At 70.8% G+C, this 17,188-nt stretch carries 6 protein-coding genes; 4 read left to right on the plus strand and 2 right to left on the minus strand.

Annotation, left to right across the window (positions count from 1 at the left end):
* The first annotated feature begins 219 nt into the window (after nt 1-219).
* The 3 genes from ACZ5PB_RS13050 to ACZ5PB_RS13060 all read left to right on the plus strand — a co-directional run bounded on the left by ACZ5PB_RS13050 (nt 220) and on the right by ACZ5PB_RS13060 (nt 14,632).
* Entirely contained in the window at nt 220-4,296 is a 4,077-nt protein-coding gene (locus ACZ5PB_RS13050; RefSeq protein WP_468690510.1) for a non-ribosomal peptide synthetase, read from the plus strand.
* Entirely contained in the window at nt 4,293-13,844 is a 9,552-nt protein-coding gene (locus tag ACZ5PB_RS13055; RefSeq protein ID WP_468690512.1) for an amino acid adenylation domain-containing protein, read from the plus strand. Before ACZ5PB_RS13050 ends, ACZ5PB_RS13055 begins: the two co-directional genes overlap by 4 nt.
* Nucleotides 13,845-13,948: 104 nt before the next feature.
* On the plus strand, nt 13,949-14,632 hold the full coding sequence (locus tag ACZ5PB_RS13060) for a DUF4360 domain-containing protein (RefSeq protein ID WP_468690515.1): 684 nt from the start codon (nt 13,949-13,951) through the stop codon (nt 14,630-14,632).
* A 72-nt stretch (nt 14,633-14,704) separates the two neighbouring features.
* Here the strand turns inward: ACZ5PB_RS13060 and ACZ5PB_RS13065 are convergent, their stop codons facing one another.
* Entirely contained in the window at nt 14,705-15,178 is a 474-nt protein-coding gene (locus tag ACZ5PB_RS13065) for a nitroreductase family deazaflavin-dependent oxidoreductase (protein WP_468690517.1), read from the minus strand.
* Nucleotides 15,179-15,341: 163 nt separating this feature from the next.
* Here ACZ5PB_RS13065 and ACZ5PB_RS13070 point away from each other — a divergent pair, with 163 nt between their 5' ends.
* Entirely contained in the window at nt 15,342-16,502 is a 1,161-nt protein-coding gene (locus ACZ5PB_RS13070) for a hypothetical protein (protein WP_468690520.1), read from the plus strand.
* A gap of 9 nt (nt 16,503-16,511) precedes the next feature.
* Here ACZ5PB_RS13070 and ACZ5PB_RS13075 read toward each other — a convergent pair whose 3' ends face one another.
* Nucleotides 16,512-17,180, minus strand: coding sequence for an SRPBCC family protein (locus ACZ5PB_RS13075; RefSeq protein ID WP_468690523.1), 669 nt, complete (start codon nt 17,178-17,180; stop codon nt 16,512-16,514).
* Between the last annotated feature and the right edge of the window lie 8 nt (nt 17,181-17,188).

The raw sequence follows: 17,188 nt of genomic DNA on the forward strand, positions 1-17,188 counted from the left end.
ACCTGGGACCCCTGGGGCACGACCGGAAAGCCTTCGGCGGTCAACTCACGGCCTGCCCTTTCCTTCGGTTTGACTCCTGTTCAGTCTTGAAATGTTCGCTATTGACAGGATCGGAAGCGTTGATCATGATCCAACGCAAGGCCGGACCGGTCGACGGTGCGGCTCTCCCCCAGCGTTCGTACGGCCGACGGCAGCTCCCACCGAGTGGAAGAGTTGGCCTTGACCGCGAACCCGAAGTCCCGCCGTGTCACGGACGAGTTGCCCCCTGCGTCAGCCGGAGGATCCGGTGAAGCGCTGTCCCCCGCACAGCGACGGCTGTGGTTCCTGACGCAGATCCAGGGTGCCGGCGAGGCCTACCACCTGGCCTTGGCCGTGGAGTTGCGAGGAAAGCTCGACCGGGCAGCGCTGTCCCGGGCCATGAACGCGCTGATCGCCCGGCACGAGGTGCTGCGCACCCGGCTGCCGTCCGCCGAGGGCGCGCCTCATCGGGATGTCATGGCTCCCGGTACCCGGTTCCCGCTTTCCACAGCAGATTTGGTGGGGCAGGCCGATGCCGAGCAGCAGCTCGTCGCATTGCAGCGGGAGACGGCCGAGGCGCCTTTCGACCTGGCTACGGAGCTGCCGGTACGAGGGTGCCTGGTGGCTCTGGACGACGAACGGCACGTGCTGTTGCTGACGTTGCACCACATTGCGGCCGACAGCTGCTCCCTGGGCGTAGTGAAGCGCGAACTCAGCGCTCTCTACGGCGCTTTCGCGGCTGCCGCTGAAGGCGGTCAAGGCGACGCGGGAGCCCGTCTTCCCGAGCCTCCCCCGCAGTACGCCGATTACGCCGCCGAGCAGCAGCGCTGGCTCGCGGACTCGGCCGATGGCGGCGCGGACGCCCAGCGCGCCCACTGGATGAAGACCCTCGACGGCGCGCCGGAACTGCTGGAACTGCCGACCGACCGGCCGCGACCCGCCGAGCAGGACTATCGCGGCGGTCGGGTGCCCGTGCACTTCGACGCGGAACTCTCGGCCGGGTTGCGGGAGTTCGGCCGCCGCAACCGCTGCTCCGTCTCCACCACCGTACTCACCGGCTGGGCGCTGGTCATGTCGCGGCACTCCGGACAGGACGACCTGGTGATCGGTACGCCCGCCGCCGGTCGCGGACGCGCAGGTCACGAAGGCCTGATCGGCCTCGTCGCGAACACCCTCGCCCTGCGGATCGACCTCTCCGGGCGGCCGACGGCCGACGAGCTGACCGAGCGCGTACGCGAGGTGACACGGTCCGCCGCCGAACACGCGGAGCTGCCCTTCGAGCAGGTCGTCGACCTGGTGAAGCCGCCACGCAGTCTGGCCCGCACGCCGCTGTTCCAGGTGACGTTCGCGTGGCGCGACGCGGACGAGGAGGGGCACTGGGATCTGCCGGGCCTGGATGCGATGGAGCGTCGGACCGGCTATTTCCCCGCCAAGTTCGACCTCGCGCTGTCGCTGGAAGAGGAGGCGGGCTGCGTCACCGGCACCCTGGACTTCGCCACGGCACTGTTCGACGCGACGACCGCCGCGCGGTACGTGCGGCACCTTCGCCAAGTCCTGTCGGAGATGGTCGCCCGTCCCGAGCAGCCCGTCTCGGAGCTGTCACTGCTGGACGAGGAGGAGTACCGGCAGGTGGTGGTGGACTTCAACGACACCGCTCTGCCCGAGACCGGGACGACGGGGAACGGACTCGTCCAGCGGTTCGAGGCCCAGGTCCGCGAGCGGCCCGGCCAGACGGCGGTGGTGCACCGGGGCGAGGAGCTCGACTACGCGACCCTCGGCCTTCGTGCCGACCGGCTGGCTCGCGCCCTCCTCGCCCGGGGCGTGAGCACCGACCAGGTGGTCGGACTGCACACGGACCTCTCCCTGGACATGGTGGTCGGCATCCTGGCGGTGCTCAAGGCGGGCGGCGCCTATCTGCCGCTAGACCCCGCGCTCCCGGCGGAGCGGCTCGCGGGCATGGTGGCGGACTCCGGAGCGGTCCTCGTACTGAGCAACTCGGCCATGGCCCAAGAGGGTTGGCTGTCCCTGACAGGGCTGGAGGCCGAGGGGGCGGCCGGAGTTCCTGACGCCGCCGTACCGTGCCGTGCGGACGCCCGCCCGCAGGACCTGGCGTACGTGATCTACACCTCCGGTTCGACCGGCCGGCCGAAGGGGGTGGCCGCCACCCACCGGGGCATCCTCAATCTCCTCGACCACTGGGCTGCCGAGTTCGGTACGACGCCCGGCCTGCCGTCGGCGATGTGGCCCTCGTTCTCCTTCGACGCGTCCGTGCAGGAGTTCCTGCTGCCCCTCACCACCGGCGGCGTGCTGCATCTCGTACCGCAGGACGTGCGGGACGATCCCGAGGCGCTGATGGGGTGGCTGGCCGCGCACGAGGTCGTGGACGTGCTGCTGCCGCCCGCGTTCGTGAAGTGGATCTGTGAGGCGCCCGGGGAGCGGCTGCGCGGGCTCGCGCTGCGGTGTGTGCGCACCGGGTTGCAGCCGTTGCCGGAGGACAGTCTGTACCGGATGGAGCAGGCGCTGCCGGGGCTGCGCGTCCTCAATGGTTACGGGCCGACCGAGACCGCCCTGTACTGCACCGGCTATCTGGGGCCGCGTCCGCTCGCCCGGCAGGCCCCGATCGGGCGGGCGGTGGCCAATACGCGTACGTACGTCCTGGACGAGCGGCGCGAACCGGTGCCGATCGGGGTGACGGGCGAGCTGTACATCGCGGGTGCGGGGCTGGCGCGCGGCTATCTGAACAGTCCGGGGCTCACCGCCGAACGCTTCGTACCCGACCCCTTCGTGCCGGGTGAGCGCATGTACCGCAGCGGGGACCTGGTGCGGTGGCTGCCCGAGGGGAACCTGCTGTACGTGGGTCGCGGTGACCACCAGATCAAGCTGCGCGGGTTCCGGGTAGAACTCGGCGAGATCGAGGCGGCGTTGCTCGACGAGCCGGGGGTGACGGAGGCGGCGGTGCTCACCGATCACGATGCGAGCGGGGAACCGTATCTGGTGGCGGCGCTCGCCACCGGGGAACTCGGGGAGTCCGGTTCCGCCGGCGCGGGCGGCGTCCCGCTTTCCGCTGGGACGGGCGGTGTCCCGCGTTCCGCCGCACAGTGGCGGGCCGCGCTCGCGCGGCGGCTTCCCGCCCATATGATCCCGGCGTTCTTCGTCGAGCTGCCGGAGCTGCCGCAGACCCCCAACGGCAAGCTGGACCGTACCGCCGTACTGGAGCTCTCCCGGGCCGCGCGGCCCGCCCAGGTGAACCAGGCGAGCCCGCGCGACCACATCGAGCTGACGCTCTATCAGATATGGCAACGGCTTTTGCTGCACCCGGACATAGGCATCCGCGACAGCTTCTTCGACATCGGCGGCACCTCCATCTCCGCGATCAAGCTGGCCCACGCGGTGCGCGAGGAGTTCGGGCAGTCGCTGCCGATCCGCGATCTGCTGCTGCATCCCACCATCGAGGAGCTCGGCGGACGGCTGCGCAGGGGTGCGGGCGGCGCGCCTCCGAGCAATCTCCTCACCTTCCGCGCGGGCGACGGGCACGCCCAGGTGGTCTGCGTTCACCCGGCGGGCGGCACCGCCTTCTGCTACCTCTCGCTGGCCAAGGCACTGCCGGAGACGGTCGGGGTGCACGGCATCCAGTCCCCCGGGGTCAACCCCGGCGAGGCATTCCTGCCGACGGTCGAGGCGATGGCGGCCTCGTACCTCGAACTCATCGAGCCGCTGCTCGCCGCCTCCCCCGGGCCGCTGGTCCTCACCGGGCTTTCGTACGGCGGTCTGATCGCGCACGAGATGGGGCGCAGGCTGGCGGGAGCGGGCCGGGGCGAGGGGCTGAGCGTGGTGCTCCTCGACACCCCCGGCACGGACGATCCGCAGGCCCGGGCGGAGGTCGTGCCCGCGGACATGGCGGAGTTCCGGGACAAGCTGATCAGGTTCAACGGCATGTACCCGGGCATCGACGACCAGCAGATCGAGCAGTACTTCCACCTCTACAACCACAACCGGATGACCACCGTCGACCACGTGGCCTCCGCGACAACGGCCAGGACGGTACTGATGCAGGCGACCGAAGGCGCGACCGAGGAGGAGCTGCGGGAAGTGCGCGACTTCTGGGAACGGCGTACGAGGGGGTCCGATCCAGGGGCGGGGGCAGGGGAGCGGTCGGGTTCCTGCGTCGTCGAAGCGGTGTCCTGCGGGCACTGGGACATGCTGGAGTCGGCGGAGTTGCCACAGGTGGCGGCGCGTATCGTGGCGGAGCTCCGGGCCGGAACGGTGGGCCAGGCATGAGCGACGCCCTTTCTCTCGGATCCCACGAACCCCATGGCTCCCCCGGATCGCACGAGTCCCTCCCTGCGGCCGTGCTGGACCGGGCTCGGCGCCACCCCTCGGCCCCTGCCGTCGTGGACGGCCGGCACATACTCAGTTACGCGGAGCTGGACGCTGCCGGCGCCGCCGTCGCCGAAGGGCTGCGCGCCCACGGGGTGCGGTCGGGGCAGGCGGTCGCACTGTGTCTGCCGCGCTCCTGGCAACTGGTCTGCGCCATGCTGGGGGTACTGCGGCTGGGTGCGGTGGTCGTGCCACTGGACTCCCAGAGCCCGCCGGAGCGGCGAGGGCACATCCTGACCGACTCGGCGAGTTCGGTGGTGGTGTACGGGGCGGAAGGTGTGGCCGATTTCGGCGAACTCCCCGATGGGGTACGGCCGTTGACGGTGGAAGAGCTGCTCTCCCACAGCGTCGTACCGGCAGCACACCACGTGCCGGTGGTTGCCGACCCGGCCTCCGCCTCCTTCCTCTTCTACACCTCCGGCAGCACCGGCCGGCCCAAGGGCGTCGAGGTCCTCGACGCCGGAATCCTGCGGCTCGCCCGGCCCGGATACCTGCCGGTGGTGGAAGGCGCACGCTTCGCCTGCCTGTCGAACCCCGCCTTCGACGCGCTCAGCTTCGAGGTCTGGGTACCGCTGCTGACCGGTGGCTGCTGCGTGATCCTCGGCGACGGCACGGCGCAGACGCCCGAGGTGCTGGCCGCCGAGGTGGAGCGGCTTCGCATCGACGTCCTGTTCATCACGGTGGCACTGTTCAACGCGGTGGTCGACAAGGTGCCGCACTGCTTCTCCGGCATCGGTCACGTACTGGTCGGCGGCGAGCAGCTCAACGCGCGGCTGATCCGGCGCTGGTACCGGCACAACAGCACCAGCGTCACCCAGCTGCACAACGTCTACGGCCCGACCGAGGCCACCACGTTCGCCCTGTCCCACCCGATCCCCCGCGACTTCGACGGCGAACTCATCCCGATCGGCCTCCCACTGCCCGGCACCCACGCACTCGCCGTGGTCGACGGCAGCCGCGAGGCCGCACCCGGCGAGACCGCCGAACTTCTCCTGGCGGGCGAGGCGTTGGCCGCCGGGTACCGGAACCTCCCCGAGGAGACCGGCCGCCGCTTCGTGACCCTGCCCTGGTACGACGGCGGAACGCGCCGCCACTACCGCACCGGCGACCTGGTCCGCAGGGACGCCGAGGGCCGCTACACCTACGTCGAGCGCGCCGACCGCCAGGTCAAGGTACGCGGCTTCCGCATCGAACCGGGCGAGCTGGAGCGGTGCATCGTCGCCCATCCGGCGGTGCGCCAGGCATACGTATGCACCCGCCGCGACGCGCACGGCGTCAATGAGCTGCTGGCACATCTGGTGCTGGGCGGCCCCCTCTCGTACGACGACTTCGCACGCCATGTGGCCGACGGCCTGCCCACCTACATGCGCCCGCACCGCACGTATCTGGTGGACGACCTGCCGCTCAACGCCAACGGCAAGGTCGACAAGGAAGCGCTGCTGCGCCGGGAAGGCACGCCTTGGCGGCGTACCGAGGCGGAGGATACGCATGTACTGACGGACACTCAGCGCGAGGTGCTTCAACTGGCGTCCTCCGTCACGGGCGTTGAGGGCCTGCACCTGTCCGACCGCTGGACCTCCGTCGGCGGCGACTCCCTCAAGGCTTTGCGCCTGCGCTTCGAGGTGCGGCGGCGCTGGGGCGTCGAGCTGCCTCAAGGGCTGGTCCTGCGTACGGACTTCGCGGAACTGGCCGCCGTGATCGACGCGGGACGAGAGGAGGGCGCCACCGGCCCCTATCCCGTTCCGGCCGCTCCGGGGGGAGCCATGACCGGGCCGGCCACTGCCGAGCAGGAGCGGCTGTGGCTGCTCCAGCAGCGGGATCCGGGCTCCCTCGCGTACCACGTACCGCTCGCCTTCCGGGTGGAGGGCCCGCTCGTCGTCCCCGCACTTCGGTACGCCTTGCAGGAGTTGGTGGCACGGCACCCGGCGCTGCGCACCTCCTTCGAGGCAACGCCCGACGGGCTGCGTCAGGTGGTGGGGGCTCCGTACGATCCGTGGCGCGAGCCCGGCGACGGGGTGGGTGTGGGTGTGGGTGTGGGCGGCGCGGGTGGCAACGTTGCCATTGCCCCTCTCTTCACCGAGCCGTTCGACCTGTCGCGGCCCGAACTCCTCCGGGCGTGCTGGGTGCCGGGGTCCGCGACGGGCGGGGCGGTGGGCGACGAGGCGAAGGGCGAGGCGGCGGGCGGTGAACTGTTGCTGGCCCTGCATCACATCGCGGTCGACGGCTGGTCGCTCAATGTGCTGTTCGGCGAACTGTCGGCCGCCTACGCCGCCGCTCTGGGCGTTGAGGCGGAGACGGAGACGGAGAGTGGGGGCGAGGTGCGGGCCGGGGTGCCGACTCCGCTGGACTTCGCCGTCTGGCAGGCCGAGTGGTTCACACGCGATGCCTATCGCTCGCGACGTACCGAACTTGCTTCCCTGAATGGGGAGTTGAACGACGATCCTCTGGAGCAGGTCCGTTCGGCGGAGGAAGTGGCAGGGCCCGCCGGACGACTGCTGCACACCGCACTCGAACCGGACCGCCGGGCATCCCTCGACCGGCTCTGCTCCGAACTCGGGCTCACTCGCTTCCAGGTCCTGCTCGGGGTGTACGCCTGGAGCGTGTACGGAGTCACCGGTCGCACCCGGCTGCGCATGGCGGGGCCGGTGGCCAACCGGCCGGTACAGGAGTTCGAGTCCGGGGTCGGCATGTTCGCCAACACCGTGCTGCTGCCTGTCGAGGTGGCGACGGACGAGTCGTTGCTCGCGCAGTTGCGACGGGTCGGGGCAAGCGCTCAGGCGGTGCTGGACTGCCAGGACGTGACGCTGGCCGATGCGCTTGCGGACGCGGCTGCCGGCGATGGGGACGGCGGCACCGGGCGGACTCCTTTCGACTTCCTGTTCGTTCTGGAGAACACCGACTTCGGCGCGCTGACGATGCCGGGTTGCGCGGTGCGTCCGCACTGGCTGGAACCGGCGGACGCGAAGTGCCCGTTGACCCTGTCCGTGATCGCGCACGGCGGCCCGTCGGCGGACGGCGAGGGAGACGCGGGGCTCGACTGTCTGTGGGAGTACGACGCCCGGTACTTCGACGCCGCCGAGGTCGCCGCAATGGCCGAACTGTTCCGCGAGGGCCTGGACCGGCTGACGCGGGAACGGGAGACATCCTCCGCCCCCGCCACCCTCGCCGATCTGATCGCCCCGTACCGCGAGCAGCTACCGGAGCCGGGCCGTGCGGCCCCCCTGCGTCCGGCCTTCTCCACGATCGCCGAAGGCTTCGCGAGTCAGGTACGCCGCTCCCCCGACGCGCCCGCCCTGGTGACGCACGACCGCACCCTTACGTACAGCCAACTCGATGACCAGGCGGCTCAGTTGGCGTCCCGAATCGTCCGCAACCACCACCTTCCGGTGCCGGACGACGGCATACCTCGCTGTATCGCGCTCCATCTGCCGCCCTCGGCCGAACACGTGGTGGCGCTCCTCGCACTCGCGCGCCTCAACGTGACCGCCGTACCGCTGGACCCCTCGTACCCGCCCGGGCTGCTGCGTCAGATACTCGACGAGGTCGGGCCGCTCTGCGTACTGGTGCCGCCGGACGCGGACGGTGAGGCGGACCCGCTGGCCGGCGTCGCTCCCGACTCGCTGCCGCGCTTCCCGGTCGTACTCGCACCCCACGCGCAGCCTCCGCAGAGCTCTGTGGCGATTCCCCCGCACACGGGGACGAGGCCGCTCTACACGCTGTTCACGTCGGGCTCGACCGGTGTGCCCAAGGGGGTGCAGGTGCCCGACAGCACCCTGTGCAACCTCTTGCAGTGGCAGCAGGAGTCGGGCGGGCTGGCCGGGCCCGCCGTCACCCAGCAGTTCTCGATGCTGTCCTTCGACGTCTCGTTCCAGGAGATCTTCGGCACGCTGTGCGGCGGCGGCAGGCTCCATCTGGTGCGCCCGCAGTGGCGGCACGACGTCCCTGCCCTGCTCGACCAGCTCGAATCGGCAGGCGTCGAGCGGCTGTTCCTGCCGTACGTGGCGCTGCAACTGCTCGCCGAACACGGGCTGCGGCTCGGACGCCACCCTTCCCGGTTGCGTGAAGTGGTCACGGCGGGCGAGCAGTTGCTGTGCACCGACACGATCAAGCGCTGGTTCGCCGGGATGCCGGGCGCGCGCCTGTTCAACCACTACGGGCCGACCGAGACCCATGTGGTCAGCAGTCTGTGCCTGGACGGCGACCCGGCCGACTGGCCGCAGCGCCCGGCCATCGGACGCCCGGTGGCCGGTGCCTGGCTGCGCGTGGTCGACGAGACCGACCAGCCGTTGCCGCCGGGCCGTCCCGGGCGGCTGCTCATCGGCGGCCCAATGGCGGCACCGTGCTACACGGCCACCACAGGACTCAACGAGGAACGCTTCGTCGACCTGCCCGGTCTCGGCACCTTCTACCGCAGCGGCGACCTCGCGCACTTCGACCACGAAGGCCTCCTGCACTACCGAGGCCGTGACGACCAGCAGATCAAGCTGAGCGGCCACCGCCTCGAACTGGGCCAGATCGAGGCCGCCCTGCTCCAACACCCCCTGATCGTCAACGCATTGGTCGCACTGGACCGCCGACACGGGGCCGCCGCACGACTCGTCGCCTGCTTGCAGGTGGCCGAAGGCTCCCCCACCCCCAGCCACTCGGAGTTGATCCGGCACCTGGCACCGCTGCTTCCTTCGTACGTACGTGTCGACCGCTTCCGCGCACTCGCGCGGTTGCCGCTCACGCCGAGCGGCAAGCTCGACAGGCGGGGCGCACTCACCGCACCCGCCGAGGAGATACGCGCGCACGCCACACAGTCGACTCGGTCGGAACTGTCCGCGCGCGAGGCCCGGCTCGCCGAGCTGTTCGAGGAGGTGCTGGGGCTGCCCGTCGGGCCGGACGAGCGCTTCTTCGACGCGGGCGCGACCAGCCTGGGCCTGATGCGCTTCCAACTGCGCTGCACCGCCGAGCCCGACCTGGACTTCTCGATCCCGGACCTCTTCGAGCACGTCACCGTACGCCGCCTGGCGGCCTTCCTGGACCGTCAACACAGCAGCGCAGTAATAGATCTTGATGAAGCGTCAGCATCAACCGCCGCCCAGTCCGTCGACGCCACCGAGCCCATCGCCGTCATCGGCATGGCGGTACGAGTTCCCGGCGCCGACGACCTGGCCGCCTTCTGGGATTTGGTACGCACCGGCGCCCGGGGCATGGAGCACTTCGAGGCTGCCGAAGGGCTGGTCGGGGTGCGCAGCCAGATGTCGGGGATGCTGTCGTTCGACCCGGAGCACTTCGGCATCAGCCGGCAGGAAGCCCGGCTGATGGACCCGCAGCAGCGTCACCTGCTGATGAGCTGCGTCCAGGCGCTGGCCCATGCGGGGCTGGCCCCGACGCCCGGCACTTCGGTGCCGGGCACGGCGGCACCGGGCGTACGGATCGGCCTCGTGGCGGGCTGCGGTGAGAACACGTACCTGCGGTCCCTGCTGAGCGAAGGTGACCCCGAACGTCGCCCCGACGACTTCCAGTTGGCGCTGCACCACGAGAAGGACTTCCTCACCACCAAGGTCGCCTACCATCTCGACCTGTCCGGACCCGCCTTCACCGTCCAGGCCGCCTGCGCCAGTTCCCTGGTGGCGGTCCATGTCGCCGCCGGGCTGCTGCGGCAGGGCGACGCCGATGTGATGCTGGCGGGCGGGGTGCTCGTCGACACGCTGCTGACCGGCGGATATCCGTACCGCAGCGGGCACATCTTCTCCGCCGACGGGCACTGCCGAGGGTTCAGCGACGACGCGACCGGGACCATCGGCGCGAGCGGGGTGGGCGTCGTCGTGCTCAAGCCGCTGCGGCTGGCCGAGCGCGACGGTGACACCGTGTACGCGGTTCTCAGCGGCTCGGCGGTCAACAACGACGGTTCGGGCAAGCTCAGTTACAGCGCGCCGTCGCTGCCGGGCCAGCGCGAGGTGATCCGTGCCGCGCTGCGCCGCAGCGGCCGGACAAGTGCCGATCTGGGGTACGTGGAGGCGCACGGCACCGGAACCCAGCTGGGCGACCCCGTCGAGGTGGGTGCGCTGCGTCAGGCCTTCGACCTGGCCGGTACGGACCGGTGTGCGCTGGCCTCGGTGAAGAGCCAGATCGGCCATCTGGGCGCGGCGGCGGGGGTGGTCGGACTCGTCCGGGCCGTACTGGCGGTGCACCACGGGGTGATTCCGCCGCAGGTGGACTTCCGCCGGCTCAATCCGCGGATCGGGGCTGACGCGGCCCCGTTCTACATACCGACCGAGGCGGTCCCCTGGCCGTCCTCCGGCGGACCGAGGGTGGCTGCGGTGAGCAGCTTCGGCATCGGAGGGACCAACGCGCACGTGGTGCTGGAGGGAGCTTCCACGGCGGCTCCGGCAGCTCTCTCCGTAGGCCAGCCACCGGCCCCCGCCGTCCGCTGTCTGATGCTGTCCGCCAGCAGCCCGCGGGCACTGCGGGAGGATGCCGCACGCATCGCCGATCACCTCCGGGCCTGTCTCGGGACGCCGGGGACGCCGGGAACGCCGGGGACGTACGACCGGGTGCTGCGCCATCTGCAGGCCGGGCGTCCGGCACGCCGCTGGCGGGTGGCAGCGGTCTGCGACGACGCGGACTCGGCAGTGGCCTGGCTGCGGACGGTCGCGGCGGGCGAAACCGCGCCGGTCGAGGTGTCCGGGAGCGATGACGGAGCTCCTGTGAGCAGCGGTGGTGGGGCAGTTGAAGCCTGGCTCGCCGGTCGTACCGTCGACTGGGGCCCGGGCCCCGCGCAGGCCCCGTGGGACTTCCCGCCGCCCGCCTTCGCCCTGTCCGAGTACGACTTCGAACGTGCCGTACCGCAAGCCCAGGAGGCTCCTGAAACCTCGGTCGACGCATGGCCGGAACGGCTTTCGGAGTCCCAGTGGCTCCACCAGCCCCACTGGGTACGGGTCCGCCGCGCCACCGCACCGGGTACTCCGGCTGCGCCGCGCAAGCGTGCGCTCCTGGTGGTGATGACGACGTCCGAATCGCTGCCGCCCGGGGCACTCCTGCCCTTCGAGGCGTTGTACGACAGGGTGGTCCTGGCCGTCGCCGCCGACGATTTCGCGCGGCTCGGCGCGGAGTCGTACGAGGTGGATCCGGCCGACCCCGCCTCGTTGCGCCAACTCCTGGAAACGCTGGCAGGCAGCACCACTAGCGGCACCGTGGACTGGCTGCACACCCTGCCCCTCACGGCCCGGGGCCCGGTCGACGAAGCCGCGCTCGCCCACGCCCGGTGGGCCTGCCTGGACACTCCGGCCGCACTCCTCCGGGCGGTGGCCGAGCTGAGTTTCCCCGTAAGCCTGCGACCCTGGTGGCTTTCGTACGGCGCGCAGCCGGTCGAAGGACCGGTGCTGCGGCCTGAGTTGGGGCTACTGGCAGGCGTGGCCGAGGTGGCAACGCAGGAGTGTGCCGTGGACGGCCGGTGGGTCGATCTGCCGGACGGTGGGCTGCCGCGATGGGCGGGGCCGGTGGCGGGTCTGCTGGCCGGGGCCGAGGACGGTGCACCCGTCACGGATCGCCGGCTCGCGCTCCGGCAGGGGTACTGGTGGCGTCAGGCGCTGCTGCCGGTGGCCACGCATGCCACCCACCCCGACTCCTCGGCGCCGAAGCCCGCACGACCGCCCGGCCCTGCGACGTACGTCATCCTGGGCGGCACCGGTGGCATCGGCCGCGCACTCGCCGCCCACCTGCTGCTCACGGAGGCGCACTGCCGGGTCGTCCTGGTCTCGCGGCACGCCCTGCTGCCGCCGGACCTGGCCACCTGGGCGCACCGGGTGGAATTGGTGGAGGCCGACCTGAGCGCAGCCGCCCCGGACTCGGTCCTGGCCCTGCTGGAACGGATCGCTCCGAGGGTCGACGGAGTGGTGCATGCGGTGGGCGTGGCGGGCGGCGGACTGCTGACCAGGCGCGATCCCGCCGCAATGGCCAGAACAACGGCTGCCAAGCTGCACGGCGCACTGCTGGTTGAGCGACTGATCGCACGCCACCAACCCGCCTTCGCGGTCTACTGCTCGTCGATGTCAGCACTGTTCGGCGGCATCGGCCAGTTCGACTACGCCGCCGCGAACGGCCTCCTCGACGGCTTCGCCCGGCACAGCTCCGGACCGGACGAGAGCACTCTGCGCCTCACCATCGGCTGGGACATCTGGCGCGAAGGCGGCATGGCGGCGGGCGCCCTGCACGCGGACGCCCGCCATCAGGCACATCTCGCGGTCGGCCTGACGACGGCGGAGGGACAACGGCTCTTCGCACGTGCGCTGAATCTCCAGCTCCCGCACCTGATGGTGTCCACCACGGACATCGAGCGGGCCCGCGCCTTCTACGAGGCACCTGCTGCGCCACCCGCACCCACCGCCCCGGCCTTCCCCACCACCCCCACCTCAACCGTCCCGGTCGACCACCTCTCCACCTGGCTCTGCCAACTGCTCGGCCTGACGGAAGAGGAACTCGACCCCGAGGTCAGCCTGTACGACTACGGCGCCGACTCCCTCACCATGATCGACCTCATCACCCGGATCGAGCAGCACTACGACATCAGCATCGAACTCTCCCGCCTCAGCCACCAAGTGAGCCTCAACGAGCTCCTGACGCACATCGGCCCGTCCTGCACGACCTCGACCGTGGCCTCCGGCGACCAGCCACAGGACGAACCCGTCCTGGAGATTTGGCAGCAGGGCACCGGAGAGGACCTGGTGTGCCTCATCCACCCGGTGGGCGGCGACATCCAGTCGTACCGAAGTCTGGTCTCGGCGATCGGACCCGGCCCGACGGTCTGCCTGATCGCCGACCCCGCACTCCGCGCCGACGTACCCGACGGACCGGACGGACTGGAAGGACCGACGTCCTGGTCGCTCACCGAGCGCGCCAGCCACTACCACTCCGCACTCCAGGATCGCTTCCCGCACGGCCCGTGGCGGTGGCAGCTCGCCGGCTGGTCCTTCGGCGCCTGGGTGGCCCACGCCATGGCGGCCGAGGCCGAGGCCGCGGGCCGTCCCGCCGAGGGGCTGCACCTGCTGGACCCCCCGCCGCCGGACGCGGCATCGCGCTTCCTCTCGTACGACGAGGAGGGGATCGAGGCGGTCCTCCTGCAAGAGCTGGCGCAGGGCGACCCCCTCGGGCGGAACCAGGGAGCCCAGGCGTACGCGGAGCGTCTCGCACGCTGCTGCCGGGCCAATCTCGCGGCGCTGGCGCAGCACGAGCTGCCGCCCCTGACGGGAACACCGGCACACCTCTGGCTGGCGGCCCGCCCCGTGACCGGATTCCCCGAACTCGGCGCCCCCGACGACCAACTGGCCCTCTGGAAGACCGAGTTGCCTCTGATCGAGACCTCCCGAGTACTCGACACCGATCACTACGGCATCGTCCGCCCGCCGCACTCGGACGCGGTCGCCGAGACCGTACGAGCCGCCACCCGCCCAGCCTCCACATAACCCACGCATATTCACTCAAAGCGCACAAATGGCTACAGGGTGTTTCAATTCGATTACCAGTGGCACGGGAGGCCTTTCCGCGCCCCGGATCTGAAGGAACACCCATGCTCAAGGCGGCATTCATCGGCGCAGCGGCGGCCGCACTCGCGGCTGCCGCAGCCATCCCCTCGGCCGACGCTCTCCCCCCGGTGCCGTCGACGGGCCCGGCGGCGAGCCTCGCGCCCGTTCCGCAGGGCCCGGTCACCATCAACCTCGTCCAGGTCAACGGCTCGGGCTGCCGGCCGGGCAGCGCCGCCGTGGCCGTCTCGCCGGACAACACCGCGTTCACCGTGACGTACAGCGAGTACCTGGCCCAGGTCGGCCAGGGCGCGAAGCCCGTCGACTTCCGCAAGAACTGCCAGCTCGGGCTGCGCGTCAACGTCCCCCAGGGCTACACGTACGCCGTCGTAACGGCGGACTACCGTGGCTTCGCGGACCTGGAGCGAGGCTCCTCGGCCACCCAGAAGGCGAGCTACTACTTCCAGGGCATGGCCGGCACCGACCGCCGCAGCCACCAGCTGCGCGGCCCCTACCGGGGCGACTGGCAGGCCACCGACACCACGGCGATCGAAGCCCTCATCTTCGCCCCGTGCGGTACGCGGCGGAACTTCAACATCAACACCGAGATCCTCGTCAACGCGGGCACCTCGGACACCGCCAGGACCAACAGCTTCATGACCATGGACTCCACCGACGGCAGCTTCAACACCAAGTACCACTTCGCCTGGAAGAAGTGCCCCGTCCGCTGAGCCGGTACGGGCCGCGCCGGCCTCGCTCCGCCCCCGTAGGGCGGAGCGAGGCCGTCCGTATGCTCACGATGTTCACACCGGTGGGGTGTCCGCCGCTCCTGCCCCGGTAGCGGGCTCCAGTACGAAGACGGGGATCACCCGGTCGGTCTTCTCCTGGTACTCGGCGTACGGCGGGAACGCGGCGACCGCGCGCTGCCACCACTCGGCCTTCTCGTCGCCGGTGATCTCACGGGCCGTCATGTCCTGGCGTACGGAGCCGTCCTGGAGCTCCACGTGCGGGTCGGACGTGACGTTGTAGTACCAGACCGGGTGCTGCGGGAAGCCGCCCTTCGAGGCGACCGCCGCGTACCGCCCCTCGTGCTCCACGCGCATCAGTGGGATCTTGCGGAGCTTGCCGCTCTTCGCGCCCCTTGTCGTGAGGATGACGACCGGCATCCCCGTGTCCCAGAGCGTCGTCCCCTGCGTGCCGCCCGAACTCTCGTACAACTCGACCTGTTCGCGCACCCACTGCGCCGGACTCGGTTCGTACTCGCCCTCAAGAGGCATCGCGGTCACCCTGTCGTCGCGTACGGATGGTGTAGCACAGTCCAACCCGGCCGCCGCGCGTATTCTTCCCCGCTTTCTGCGGAAGAAGTGCACGGGGTGCTGCTCCTTTCCACAGGTGTACCGCGCATACTGGTCGGGCCCCGACCCCTCGCAGAACGACTCCATGGCGAAAAACATCAGCTCCACGACCATCGTCCCCGACACCGCATGGCTGGCGCGCGGGCGCCATCTCGGGCCCGAGCCCGAGCAGGACGTGCGGCGCAATCTGATCGCCCTGCGGGCAGCGGGGGTGCTCGACGAGTTCCTGGAACTCGACCCTGTGGAGGCCGCGCGTTCCACCGCGCTGCACCCCAGGGACGAGTCCGCCGACCCCGGCCCCTCGGCCCGCCGTGTCTTCGAGGCGCGGTGGACCGCGGGCAGCGACGTGACGGTGCGTGCGCAGCTGACGACGTACGACCCCGAGGGCCGACGCAGGGACAAGGACGGCGAGGGCGTCTCATGGGTGCTCGCTGCCGAGGCCGAGCGGGAGTGGGACGTGTCCTGGCCCTCGCCCGCCCTCATGTTCTGGCCCGACAGCGACCGGATCGCCTGGGACCACGACGTGGTGGCGGACGTACGCCTGCGGGTGGCCAACCACCTGCCGAAGGACGACGACGCGCTCAAGCTGCGGCTGCGGGAGTGCACCCGGCAGAGCTGGTACCTGCACGTCGTGGTGCACGAGGCGATGACGCCCGACGCGCTCGGGCAGCAGCCGGTCTCCGTGTACCTACCGCCGAGCCTGCGCCACCGGGTGGTCGAGCACCGGGCCACTCCCGAGCAGGCGCAGATCGCGGACTTCGCGATGAAGCGGGAACTGGGCGTACGGCTGCCGCGTGGCGGTGCCGTGATCCTGCCCACCGGGACGTGGAGCGCGGACGAGGTCAAGGAGCGCTTCACGGTGCCCAACGTCTTCCTCGACGGCTCCACCCCGACCGAACTCCTCGACAGCATCAAGGAGTTCGCGTCCGAGACGCAAACGCTCCCGGCGGACGCCGAGCAGGCCCTGACGCGGCTGCGTCAGGGCTGGCACCTGCTCACCCCGGACGAGGAACTGGTCCACGCCAAGCACATGGTCACCAAGTACGCCGAGGCGCTCGAAGCGATGACCAACTCCCGTGACCGGTACCGGGAGGCCGCCGACGCGGCGCATGCCGCGCTGGCCGAGATCAACGGTGGCGACGGGGTGCCCCGTACGACCTCCTCGGGGAGTGCCAAGGCCAAGGAGGGCTCGCCGTTGACTGCTCTGACGAAGATGTTCGGCAGGTTCCAGGACCCGAACAAGTAGTCGTCGTGGTCAGCTCCCGGCCCGCCCGGGTGCCGTGGTGCGGGCTTCGGCCGCCGCCTTCAGGTCGCGCAGCCAGGCCTCCAGCCCCTGGCCGAGCAGTTCGGTCGCGTTCGGCAGCGATTCGACCTGCTCGCCGCTCCACGTTTCCACCGTACGGACGCGTACCCCGCCCCTGACCTTCTTGAAGGTCCACAGGTGGACGCCCTCGTCGATGCGCGCGCCCTCCCCGACGGCCGGTCCGCTCCACAGGATGCAGGAGCCCGGCTTGAGCTGCTGGACCGTGGAGGTGATCTCCATGGTGGTGGCGGGTGTGGTGGGGGTCGGCGGTGCGGGCGTGGTCCACCGGAACTGCGAACCCCTGCGCAGGCGGCCCTGGTCGAGGCGCTCCATGCTCTTGACGGACTCCTGCCAGGCGGGCCAGCGTCGCACGTCGGTCTGGAGCTTGAAGACGGTTTCCAGCGGGGCCTTGATCAGGATGTCGGACTCGTAGCGGATGCGGGCGGTGGGGTCGACGCCCTCGCCCCGGCAGGTGGGCTCGGACGGGGTGTGGTGGTGGGCGGCCCGAGGGGAGGCCTCGGCAGCGACAGCTCCGGGCGCGGTGCTCACGGCGCCGCCGGCCAGGGCGAGCGAGAGCGCGAGTGTCAGTCCGGTCGTCAGGGTGGTACGGGTGCGGGGCATGGTGGGTC

The organism is Streptomyces sp. NPDC032721 (genome assembly GCF_055579625.1).